This is a genomic window from Facklamia sp. P13055, assembly GCF_050409445.1.
GTDB lineage: Bacteria > Bacillota > Bacilli > Lactobacillales > Aerococcaceae > Facklamia.
Window position 1 is genome coordinate 1 of the sequence record NZ_JBNUPL010000030.1, and the last position, 11,469, is coordinate 11,469.

The 11,469-nt window shown below is 37.0% G+C and carries 8 protein-coding genes; 5 read left to right on the top strand and 3 right to left on the bottom strand.

What is annotated here, in order from left to right; translation table 11 throughout:
- Positions 1 to 108: 108 nt before the first annotated feature.
- Positions 109 to 453, bottom strand: a complete 345-nt coding sequence (locus ACQV2O_RS07915) for a phage holin family protein (RefSeq protein WP_428875494.1) — start codon at positions 451 to 453, stop codon at positions 109 to 111.
- A 122-nt stretch (positions 454 to 575) separates the two neighbouring features.
- On the opposite strand from ACQV2O_RS07915, the gene ACQV2O_RS07920 reads away from it, so the two are divergent.
- Complete coding sequence (locus ACQV2O_RS07920; protein ID WP_428875495.1) at positions 576 to 3,470, top strand: insulinase family protein; 2,895 nt, start codon at positions 576 to 578, stop codon at positions 3,468 to 3,470.
- A gap of 70 nt (positions 3,471 to 3,540) precedes the next feature.
- Here ACQV2O_RS07920 and ACQV2O_RS07925 read toward each other — a convergent pair whose 3' ends face one another.
- Positions 3,541 to 4,494 (bottom strand): NAD(P)-dependent oxidoreductase, encoded by a 954-nt coding sequence (locus ACQV2O_RS07925; protein ID WP_428875497.1) that lies wholly within the window; start codon positions 4,492 to 4,494, stop codon positions 3,541 to 3,543.
- A gap of 333 nt (positions 4,495 to 4,827) precedes the next feature.
- On the opposite strand from ACQV2O_RS07925, the gene ACQV2O_RS07930 reads away from it, so the two are divergent.
- The gene (locus ACQV2O_RS07930) at positions 4,828 to 6,570 is read left to right on the top strand and encodes an ABC transporter ATP-binding protein (protein ID WP_428874138.1); all 1,743 of its coding nucleotides are present in this window, start codon (positions 4,828 to 4,830) and stop codon (positions 6,568 to 6,570) included.
- A complete protein-coding gene (locus tag ACQV2O_RS07935) occupies positions 6,557 to 8,302 on the top strand; it encodes an ABC transporter ATP-binding protein (protein WP_428874137.1) in 1,746 nt (581 codons plus the stop codon). The genes ACQV2O_RS07930 and ACQV2O_RS07935 overlap by 14 nt, the downstream gene beginning before the upstream one ends.
- 81 nt (positions 8,303 to 8,383) lie before the next feature.
- On the opposite strand, the gene ACQV2O_RS07940 is transcribed toward ACQV2O_RS07935, so the two are convergent.
- Positions 8,384 to 9,067 (bottom strand): histidine phosphatase family protein, encoded by a 684-nt coding sequence (locus ACQV2O_RS07940; protein ID WP_428874135.1) that lies wholly within the window; start codon positions 9,065 to 9,067, stop codon positions 8,384 to 8,386.
- 158 nt (positions 9,068 to 9,225) lie between these two features.
- Here ACQV2O_RS07940 and ACQV2O_RS07945 point away from each other — a divergent pair, with 158 nt between their 5' ends.
- The gene (locus tag ACQV2O_RS07945; protein WP_428875498.1) at positions 9,226 to 10,077 is read left to right on the top strand and encodes a YihY/virulence factor BrkB family protein; all 852 of its coding nucleotides are present in this window, start codon (positions 9,226 to 9,228) and stop codon (positions 10,075 to 10,077) included.
- Positions 10,078 to 10,140: 63 nt separating this feature from the next.
- Positions 10,141 to 11,352 carry an FtsW/RodA/SpoVE family cell cycle protein gene (locus ACQV2O_RS07950; protein ID WP_428874133.1) on the top strand — a complete coding sequence of 404 codons (1,212 nt, stop codon included), beginning with the start codon at positions 10,141 to 10,143 and terminating at the stop codon, positions 11,350 to 11,352.
- Positions 11,353 to 11,469: the final 117 nt, after the last annotated feature.

Here is an 11,469-nt window from a genome sequence, read left to right on the forward strand (position 1 = left end):
AAGTAAAAAATAGAGTTGAGGCCTTCGGCCATCAACCCTATAAATTATAGAACCAAAAAAGACAAGGTCTGCCATGGCAAACCTTGTCTTTTTGTTTTTAAAATGGAACTAGATTCTATTGTGTTGTTTTATATCTTCGTTCTGATTGAAAGTAGAGAAGAGGCTAATAACGATTGACAGTAAAGCTGCGTACCAGAAGTTTTCAACTTGAATACCATCCAACATACTGTCTACTAATTGAATCATAAAAGCATTAATAGCAAGGTTGAAGAAACCAAAGGTCAGTAAATTAATGGCACAGCCTGCAAACTTTAATAAACGTCCTAGAGTTCCACTTACTAATCCCAATAAAATAGAAAAAATAATGACAGACAATAAACTAGTGACAACAATCCCAGGGATTATGTAACTTAAAACAAGAACCACTAAAGTTGTTGTTAAAATATTTTTCATTCAATCACTCCTTTTATAATATTATAGCAGAAATTATCGCTTCTAAATACTTCTAAATTCTTTTAAAGGGCTTACAATTATGCCATAATGAGAAAGTAAACAATTAATTAGGAGGTCATATAATGACATTTAACAAAATAGAAAGTCAAAACATTCCAGATATTCACTCGGTGGGACATTTATATGTCCATGAAGAAACGGGGGCTCAAGTTCTATATCTCGAAAATGAAGATAAGAATAAATCTTTCACCATTGGCTTTAAAACACCGCCATATAGTGACAATGGAATTACGCATATTATCGAACATTCAGTTCTCAATGGGTCTAAAAAATATCCGTCTAAAGAACCTTTCGTAGAGATTATCAAAGGATCGATGAATACCTTTGTAAACGCTATGACTTTTGCCGATAAAACCATTTATCCTGTCGCTTCAACGAATGACCAAGACTTTAGCAACTTGATGAGCGTTTATTTAGATGCCGTTTTCGAACCGAATTTCCGTCAAAATCCTCAAATTTTAGCGCAAGAGGGTTGGCATTATCATTTAGAAAAGGCTGAGGATGAGCTGATTTATAAAGGGGTCGTCTATAATGAAATGAAAGGGGCGATGGCTTCACCGGATGATCAAATGTATCATGCCATGAGTCAATCCTTATATCCAGACTCTATTTATCAATATGAATCAGGTGGTCTACCATCAGCTATTACAGATTTAACCCAAAAAGAATTTGTGGACTACCATCAAGAATATTACCATCCAAGCAATTCATTAACCGTTCTTTATGGTGACTTAGATATCAACCATGCTTTTGAGAGGTTAGAAGAATACTTTTCAGGAAAAGGCAAAACACCAGCTGTAGATTTAAAATTTAATATCCAAGAGCCAAGTCAAAAAGAAATAAATAAACACTATTCGATCACTGAAGGAGATGACCCAGCTGACAAAGACTATCTATGTTTAGCTTGGCATGTTTCGACTGCTGACAGATTACTAGAAGCCATGGCCTTTGAAATTTTGGAAGAAATTTTATTCGGTAATAACCAGTCTCCCTTGAAGAAAGCACTCCTTGATGCGGAAATAGGTGGCGACATCAGTGGAGGGCATGATTTACCTGGTTATACTGAAGTTTTTATGATTCTAGCTAAGTACTCGTCTGCTAATAAGATGGAGGACTTTAAAAAGGTTGTTAAAGAAACCTTAGCTAAATTGGTTGATGAAGGAATTGATCCAGCAATTATTCAAGCTTCCATTAATAAAATTAGCTTCCGTTTGAAAGAAAGAGTCATTTCAGAATCACGTCCTCGCGGCCTTTTTTATACCTTATCGGCTTACCAAACCTGGTTGTACGACTTTTCACCTTTTGACATTCTTTCCTTCTCTGAGAGGTTAACAGAATTGCGAAAGCTTGCCAAAGAGGGCTACTTTGAAAAATTAATTGAAGAAAAATTGTTAAACAATAACCACCGTGTGGCAATCACGCTTGAGGCAAGTCCAGGACTAAGTGATCAAAAAGAAGCCAAGCAAGATCAAGAACTACAAGCATACAAGTCTCAACTCTCTCAACAAGAGGTAGAAGATTTGGTAGCTTCCACTCAAGCCTTAATTGAACGTCAAGTATCGGTCGATAAACCAGAAGATTTAGCTAAAATCCCTATGTTAACTAAGGAAGACTTAACAACAGAAACAGAAGAATTACCTTTGACAATTAATCCGCTTGAAAAGAGTCAAGGTAAGTTTTATCATGCAGACCAATTCACCTCAGGCATTGATTACTTATCGCTTTATTGGGATATTCGTGATCTTGAAGTCGAAGAATACTCACGCCTTTCATTATTAGCCAAGTTGATGTCAGGCCTTGCTACAAAAAACTATTCTTCTGATCAATTACAACGGCAAATGGATACCCACACCGGTGGCATCTTAGCCTCAGTAGATATCGTTCCCAAATTAGACGGTAGTATTCAAACCTATTTTGCCTTAAATGGAAAAGCACTGGAAGCTTCATCCGATCATTTGATCGACTTAATGCAAGAAATTATGACTTCGACCTTGATTGAAGATCAGCAAGAAATCTTACGCATCATCCAAGAATTAATTGCCGGTTTTGAAAACCGTATAAACTTTGGGGCTCATGTTTTAGCCCTTAAACGCGCACTGAGCCAGTATAAGCCAGCTCTTAAATTAGAACAAATGACTTCAGGCATTGATTTCTTTAATTATTTAAAAGAATGCCGTGACTTACTCAAAGAAGGAAAAGGCGATCGATTATTAGACCAATTAAAGACTAGCTATCAAAAAATTCTTAACTTTAACCGTCTAAACATTTTATATACCGGTAATCAAGAGCGAGCAAGTTTGGTTAAAAATAAGGTGCTTAAAGCGTTTAATCAGCTTCCATCAAAAGATTTAGGGCCTTTGCAAACTTATCCAACTGGCAAGAAACAAAATGAAGCCTTTGTCACCGCTCAAGATGTCAACTATGTTGGTCTTGCGGCTGATGCTAGTGACCACCTACAGTATTCAGGTGCTTCTAAGGTCCTGAGCAATGAATTGAATTTAGGCTATCTTTGGAATACCATTCGTGTACAAGGTGGAGCCTACGGTTCTGGTTATGGTCATGATCGGTTAGGTTCTTTATATATGATGTCCTATCGTGATCCTAATATCCGCCAATCAGTAGAAAGTTATTTAGCGATTCCTGCTTATGTGCGCCAATTAGAGCTTTCAGAAAGCGAGCTACTTAAGAATATCATTGGCAGTCTTTCACCATTAGAACGTCCTAAATCAGCACACGAAAAAGGAGTAGAAGCCTTCACCTTGCATTTAACTGGCTTAGATTATCGAATGATTAGTCAGTTAAAAGAAGAGATGATTGCAGTAACGAATGAGCAACTAAATGATTTAGCAGATGGATTAGAAAACGCACTTCAAGATTACACTTTAGCAGTTATTGGGAATAAGGCGAAAATTGAAAAAGATAAAGACTTATTCGATGTAATCTATGAATTATACTAAGCTATTTAACTGGTTCAAATTGAAAGAGAAAAAGCATCCTATTTTTTAGGGTGCTTTTTTATAAGGAGTATTAAACTAAGTTTTGTGGTTGATTTTCAAGATAACGATAGATGTTTTCAAAAGCGATTTGAGCTCTTAAATCCATCGCTTCATGGGTAAAGTAACCAACATGAGGAGACAGTAGGATGTTTGGTGCGGTTAGCAGCGGGTGGTCTTCACGAAGAGGTGCCTCGCTATCAAAGACATCAATTCCGGCTCCAGCAATCTCTCCATCCTTTAAGGCTTGGGCTAGGGCATCACTATCAATGATTGGACCGCGAGCGCAATTAATCAAAACGGCTGATTTTTTCATAGCTTGTAATTGATCTTTTCCAAAGAATTGCTGGGTTTCGCGGTTAAGTGGAAGGTGGATAGTGATGATATCACTCTTAGCTAGTAATTCTTCTAAGGAGGAGTAATCCATTCCCATATTGATTAATTCCTGATCACGACTGCGATTGAATCCCATTAAGTTAGCGCCAAAGGCCTTGAATAATTTAGCCGTTTCTTTACCAATTTTTCCAGTTCCAATAATTCCTACCGTCTTGCCTTTAATTTCAGAGCCTTGCCGAATACCAGGAAAGTCTTCGATCATTCTTACTTCTTGGTCGCTAGCCTTGAGTTGACGTAATAAATTAAGCGTCATCCCTAGGACTAATTCGGCTACTGCTGTATTGGCATAGCCTGCTGCATTAGAAACGAGAATATCTCTATCTTTGGCTTGAATTAAAGGGATGTGATCGACACCGGTAAAAGCGACATTAATATATTTCACCATGTCTAATTGATCTAAGACTTCTTCGGGAAAAGGATTGTTTGCCAAAGTTATTATATCTGCTCCCTGACAGCGTTTAATCATTTCGTCTGGGTCTGTCGTTTTTTCAGGATAATATTTAAATTCATGGCCTGCTTCTATTAAAGGTTTTGCCAGTTCTTCAATCCGTTCTTGGGGGACTTTTAAGTTTTCTAGAACAACAATTTTCATAAATAAACCTCCTAATTAAATAGTAACTCTAATTATACGATACGCTATTGACAATTAATTGCAAATAAAATGAAATCAGTGTTTACAGATTATATGAAAAGGTATACAATAGATTCATTAAATTTAGAAAGGAGTTAAAACGATGAACACTATGAACTTATTTGTCTTTCATTTAATTATCACAAAAACTCCTTTCATAATAAATAGGAAGACTCACTAGCTAATTGATCTAGGAGTCTGTCATTATGCAAAAAGACACCTATTTAAGGAGCACCTTAAATAGGTGTCTTTTATGCTTACTTATTATGAAAGGATCTAGGAAGAAGGAGAGAGATGTTAGCAGCATTATATCAATTTATTAAGGAACATAAAATGGCTTATTTCATTGGCGGCCTACTAGCCATTTTATCAGGCTTATTAGCTATCGTTCCCAATTATATTATTCAATTATTCATTGATGCCATTGTCAAAAAATCTTTAGATTCAAAGACTTTAATTTTTTATTTAGCCGTTTTCTCAGTAGCGGCTGTATCAAATTATATCGTAGAGGCTTCTTGGTTGGTGATTCTTTTTGGTCGTTCATCACTTTTCACCAAGCAAGTCCGTCAAAAATTATTTCGCCGACTCACTTATTTAAAATTACCTTTTTATGAAAATTACCGCTCGGGTGATTTAATGACGCGGATGACTTCAGATATAGATCGTTTGGGGGAAACATTAGCTTATGGTTTTCTAATTATCATTTCAGATGGATCTTGGCTGGTTTCAATTCTTTTAGTCATGTTTATTACTATTTCCTGGAAATTGACCTTAATATCAATTATTCCTTTAATTCTTTTTGGGGTGATCATTCATTTCCTAGGACAAGAAGCCGATAAACGCTATGAAGCCAGCCGCGATGCGGTAGCTAAATTGTCTAACGAAGTGCTTGAAACAGTTGATGGGGTACGCGTAATCCGAGCCTATGGAAAGAAAGACTTAGAGCAGGTGCGTTTTCAAGAAAGAACCAAAGATGTTGTCAAACAAACCAATGTGATGAACTTCTTATTTGGTTTTTTTGGACCTTCTGCTCGTATCTTTTCTGGCCTTTCCACAGGGATTGGTCTGGCCTTAGGGGCATACTACGTCAACCAAGGCCAATTATCAATTGGTCAATTGATTACCTTCCAAATTTATCTCGGTATGTTTAATGAAGTGATTTGGGGGATGTCTGATTTGATTGCGATCTATCAACAGGGTCAAGTTTCACACCGTAAGATTCAAGAAATCGAAGAGGCTGATGATCTCTTTGGCAAAGAAGGCGACCGATCGATTAGTCAGATTGAACAAATTGATTTCAAAGATTTTCAGTTTGCCTATCCTGATGATCAAGAGCCAGTTATTCAAGCCATCAATTTTTCTTTAAAGGCGGGTCAAACTTTAGGAATTGTTGGCAAAACCGGTTCAGGTAAGTCGACCTTAGTGCGACAACTCTTACGCCAGTATCCTGTTGAAGATCCTGAATCCTTAAAGATTAACGGCCATCCGATTGCTGATTATCATTTTGAACAATTAGCTAGTTTGATTGGTTATGTTCCTCAAGACCATGTGCTTTTCTCTCGCTCAGTCAAAGATAATATTCTTTTTGGAAAGTCTGATGCGACAGAAGCGGAGCTGAACGAGGCCATTGAAGCAGCTGATTTTACTAAGGATATGGCCCATATGAATAAGGGCTTAGAAACCTTAATTGGTGAAAAAGGGGTAGCCATTTCAGGTGGACAAAAACAAAGAATTGCGATTGCCCGTGCTTTAATTCGTAAGCCGGAGCTTTTAATTATGGATGACTCCTTGTCTGCAGTAGATGCTAAAACCGAAACGGCTATCATTAAAAATATTCAAGCAGCACGTCAAGATAAAACCAATATTATCATTACCCATCGTCTTTCAGCTGTTTCGCATGCAGACTTAGTTTTAGTCTTAGAAGATGGGCGCATCATTGAAAGAGGAAAACCTGAAGAACTATTAAAAACTAAAGGTTGGTATTACCAACAGTATCGTAATCAACTAATGGAGGAGGGCGAAAATGGAAACTTTTAAACGTTTATTATCCTATTTGAAGTATGCTAAATGGAAATTTTTATTAGGTGTTTTCTTCCTAATTGCTTCGGTCGGCCTTTCTGTTTATGCTCCTTTATTAGCTAAAGATTTAATTGATTATGCAGCCAATCAAGTCAGTAATAATCAAATCATTGAACAAGGCAAGGTAATTAGCTTCTTCATTCGCTATGTCTTGATTTTGGTTTCTTCGGCAGTCCTTTCTTACTCTGCATATATTTTAATGGCTTTTGTGGCCAATCAGTTGAGTAAAAAGGTGAGGGATCAAGCCCATCAGCATATGCAAACCCTACCGGTTTCATACTTTGATGATAAACCGGCTGGAAAAATTGCGGCTCGAATTGTCAATGACACGGAAGTTTTGCGTCAGTCCTTTTATCAAAACTTTTGTAACCGTATGTTGATTAACTTAATGACGGTCATTGGTATTTATGCCGCCTTACTCTACGTCAATTTAAAAATTGGTTTAGCCTTTCTTTTATTCATCCCACTTTTTATCGTTTGGCAAGTTATTTATATGCGTAAAATTGCGCCAGTCAATACTAAATGGCGTGAAAGTATCTCTGAATTAAACAGCAAAACGGCTGAGATTATTCAAGGGGTAACAATTGTTCAAGCCTTTGGACAAGAAGAAATGCTCAATGATGAATTTGAAGCAACCAATGAAGAATGGTATCAATCAAGACTCCAATCCCAAAAGATTGATTCTAGACTCTCTTGGTCCTTGGCTGATTTATTAAAAAATATGGGTATTTTATTGGTAGTGACCTATTTAGGAACTCAATACTTAGAGGGCATCTTAGGTATTTCTGTCGGTAAATTATATGTGTTAATTAATTATGTATCGCGCCTTTTTGATCCGATTACACAAATTGTGCGTTTAATGACTATGTTGCAACAATCTTTAGTTTCAGGCTCTAGGGTCTTTTCCTTGATGGATCACCCCAGTGAAAAAGATCAAGCAGCAGTCTTTGAAATGGGTGAGGGGCGTGTTAGCTTTCAAAATGTGAACTTTGCCTATAAAGGCGATCAAAAAGTCTTAAAAAATATTAATTTTGAAGTTGAGCCTGGTCAGACAATTGGTTTAGTCGGTCATACCGGTTCAGGAAAATCTTCGATAATTAATTTAATTTTCCGTTTCTATGATCCACAAGATGGAACGATTTTGATTGACGGCCAGGATATTCAAGACTTTTCGCGTGAGAGTGTTCGAGCCGATATGGGCATCGTCCTACAAGAGCCCTACCTTTTCTCAGGAACCATTGCTAGTAATATCTCTATGAATGATCCGGAGATCAGCCAAGAAAAGATCATGCAGGCTATCGAACAAGTTGGGGCCAAAGAAATGATGGCTAAATTAGAAAAGGGGATCGATGAAGTAGTGGTTGAAAAAGGTCAATCCCTTTCTTCAGGGGAACGGCAGTTAATTTCCTTTGCGCGTACCCTGGCTGCTGATCCTAAGATTTTAATTTTAGACGAAGCAACTTCACATATTGACACTGAGACTGAAACGATCATTCAAGCAGCCATGAAAGTGCTACAAAAAGGTCGGACAACTTTTATCATTGCGCACCGCCTATCGACTATTCAGCATGCCGATCAAATTATTTTGATGGATAATGGCGAAATCAAAGAAAAAGGTAACCATCATGAATTGATGGCTTTAAATGGACAGTATGCCGAAATGTATCGGATGCAGGCTAAGGTTTCCTAGTTTCTAAATTCTCAAGCAAAAAACACCGGGTAAATGCCCCGGTGTTTTTATTGCTTAGGATTAATTTATAAAATGGCTGACTTATTTATCGTAGATAAAATGCTCAGTTTGATTAAAGGCGTTTAAACGAAATTGTCCGTCACGATATTCAACAATGGATAGGGAACAATTAGATAGGGGTTGTCCACTCTCGAAATCTGCTACTAAACCGTGAATTAGATTGCTAATGGCCATGCCATGGCTCATAATCAATATTTTTTGATTAGTTCCCGCATGCTTATTTAATAGAATTAAAAGTCCTGATTCAATCCGATCCCAAAATTCAACATAATTTTCAGCCCAATGTTCAGGGTCTAAATGTTTTACTAGCTTTAGAAATTTAGGCATTTCAATTGGTTTATCCATTTTTTTTACGTCAATACCACCGGCCAATAAATGCTCATCCACTGCATCATACAGATTGGAAGCAGGTTGACCTTCAAATGAACCAAAGAAGACTTCCCGTAATTCCTTCATTAATTGGATTTCGTAGTGGTCTTTGTGATGGTTTTCATCCAGAACATAGCGGAGAGTTTCTTGCGTTCTGTGTAAATCGCTGGAATAAACCGCATCAAAATGGATATCTGCAATGCCACGACCAGAAGCTCTTGCTTGCTCAATTCCTTTAGCAGTTAGGGGGGCATCGGACCAACCTTGCACTTGACCATTGTGATTAAATATCGTTTCACCGTGCCGCATAAAGTAAAAAGTAACACCGTTAGACATAAATTCCCTCCGTTCTTTATTCTCTTTAATTATAACCTTATTGCCAATTATTGTCTAAGCAATCCGATTGAATTTATCGATTTTGCTTAGACATTCAAGTGCAATTACTCAATGATTATGGTAATCTATAGAAGTTATAAGAAGGGAGAGTAGCCTAAATGGGGTTGTTAAATACCAAGTCTAAAGACCAAATCAAAAGCTTAGTTGTCAAAATAAAAAAGCAGCTTGATGGGCTTTCTTTTGGCTCATACGCGGCGGAAGTTTCTTACTTTATTCTCTTAGCCGTTGTTCCTATTCTCTTAGCCTTTTCCAACTTGATTGTGCTCTTACCTTATTCTTATGAAGAAGTCATTGTCTTTTTGAGAACTTCTTTGCCTGGACAAGTGGCTAAGTCCTTAATCCCAATGATTCAACAGTACTATCAAACAGCTTCTACTAGCTGGGTGCCAATTGGTTTAGTCTTAGCTTTATGGCCTGCTTCCAATGTGTTTAATGCCTTGCAAAGAGTGCTCAATCAAATATATAGGGTAAAGAGTAAGAGACACTTTTTGATTCAACGCTTATTTGCCTATCTTTTTACCTTAGTCAGCGTCTTAGTTATTTTAGTTTCAACCTTTATTTTTACTTTCGGTGAGTATTTACTGACTTGGATTGACCAGTATTTAAGAAGTGATTTGAGCTTTTTGTTTACTTGGTTAAGAGGGGGAAGTTGGGGGTCTTTATTTTTCCTCTTTATTTTTCTAGTGATTGTTTATACCTATTTACCGCATCATCAATTAAAATATACTAAAGCTATTCCAGGATCCTTATTCTCTGTATTAACGTTTACTCTTTTAGGTAAATTATTTGGAACCATTATTCAATTTAATCAATCACTTAATAGTAACACTGCCTTGGGTGCAATTTTAGTCATCATGTTTTGGATTTATCTAAATTGTCTCATATTTTTTATCGGCGCTTTTATAAATGTTCTAACTTTAGATTTTAAGGCAGTTAATAAGAGACTTTAATGAAATGATTCGATCTATCAAATCCATCGATTAAGTCTTATCCTTAAGGAGGAAGAAATATTAATGCAAATAAATAGAAGAATTGCTAGTTATCAAGAAAATCGAATTGATTATGGCATTGTTTTAACTGTTTTGTTGTTATGTTTAGTGGGCTTAGCCGTTGTATATGCAACTACCGCAATGATTTCCAACCAAGGAATCGGGCCGACCTTACAACAAGCCTTGTGGTACGCCTTAGGTTCTCTGGTCGTTATTATCGTTATGCAGTTTGATAGTGAACAGTATTGGAAATTATCTATTTACTTTTACGGTATTGGTCTGTTTTTACTGGTGCTCGTCCTTTTTTTCCATGATCGCCAAACAGCAATCATGACGGGAGCTAAATCTTGGTTCAAATTAGGTTCTTTATCTTTTCAACCTTCAGAGTTGATGAAACCAGCCTTGATAGTTTATCTGTCACGATTGGTAACCGAACACAATAATCAAAATACTAATCGAACGATTCAAAGCGACTTTATCTTGATTGGTAAACTCTTATTGGCTTCCGCACCTGTATTAATATTAGTGCAAATGCAAAATGACTTGGGAACTAACTTGGTCATGCTGTCTATTATCGCTGGATTGATTCTTTTATCCGGTGTTTCATGGAAAATTTTATTTCCAGCTTTTTCAGTTGTTTTCATTGTTGGTGGGGGATTAATCTTACTGGCCGTCTTATTCCCAGATGCCTTACTGAAAATCGGCTTCCAACCTTATCAGTTAGGCCGGATCACTACTTGGTTAGAACCCTTCTCAGACACCAGAGGTGAATCTTACCAACTGGTTCAATCGATCTTAGCGATTGGATCTGGTCAACTCTATGGTAAGGGCTTTGGCATTTCCGAAGTGCCAGTTCCGGTTCGTGAATCAGACTTTATTTTTACGACTATTGGTGAAAATTTTGGTTTTTTTGGTGCGGCGATTATTCTGGTGATTTATTTTGTTTTGATTTATCAAATGGTTCAAACTTGTTTTGAGACTCAAAATGAGTATTATACTTATATTTCTGCAGGAGTTATTACCATGATTCTTTTCCACGTTCTAGAGAATGTGGGCATGACTATCGGTTTACTGCCAATTACGGGAGTACCATTACCCTTTATCTCTCAAGGGGGATCGGCTATACTGTCCAATATGGTCGGAGTGGGTCTGATACTCTCTATGCGTTACCATCACCGATCCTATATGTTCTCAGAAGCTGACCCTTATATGTACGGTGATCGTAAGCAATACTAAAACAAAAACGAATCCTATGCAGGATTCGTTTCAGACTGAAGACAAACCCTTTGTGAGTTAATCTCAAATAAAGGGGTTGTCTTTATTTTAGTTATAAATCACATGAAAATAAAAAAA

What these genes read in the sequence shown, in the direction of transcription:
- ACQV2O_RS07915 (WP_428875494.1), bottom strand. Translation starts at nt 453, where the DNA reads ATGAAAAATATTTTAACAACAACTTTAGTGGTTCTTGTTTTAAGTTAC.
- ACQV2O_RS07920 (WP_428875495.1), top strand. Translation starts at nt 576, where the DNA reads ATGACATTTAACAAAATAGAAAGTCAAAACATTCCAGATATTCACTCG.
- ACQV2O_RS07925 (WP_428875497.1), bottom strand. Translation starts at nt 4,494, where the DNA reads ATGAAAATTGTTGTTCTAGAAAACTTAAAAGTCCCCCAAGAACGGATT.
- ACQV2O_RS07930 (WP_428874138.1), top strand. Translation starts at nt 4,828, where the DNA reads ATGTTAGCAGCATTATATCAATTTATTAAGGAACATAAAATGGCTTAT.
- ACQV2O_RS07935 (WP_428874137.1), top strand. Translation starts at nt 6,557, where the DNA reads ATGGAAACTTTTAAACGTTTATTATCCTATTTGAAGTATGCTAAATGG.
- ACQV2O_RS07940 (WP_428874135.1), bottom strand. Translation starts at nt 9,067, where the DNA reads ATGTCTAACGGTGTTACTTTTTACTTTATGCGGCACGGTGAAACGATA.
- ACQV2O_RS07945 (WP_428875498.1), top strand. Translation starts at nt 9,226, where the DNA reads ATGGGGTTGTTAAATACCAAGTCTAAAGACCAAATCAAAAGCTTAGTT.
- ACQV2O_RS07950 (WP_428874133.1), top strand. Translation starts at nt 10,141, where the DNA reads ATGCAAATAAATAGAAGAATTGCTAGTTATCAAGAAAATCGAATTGAT.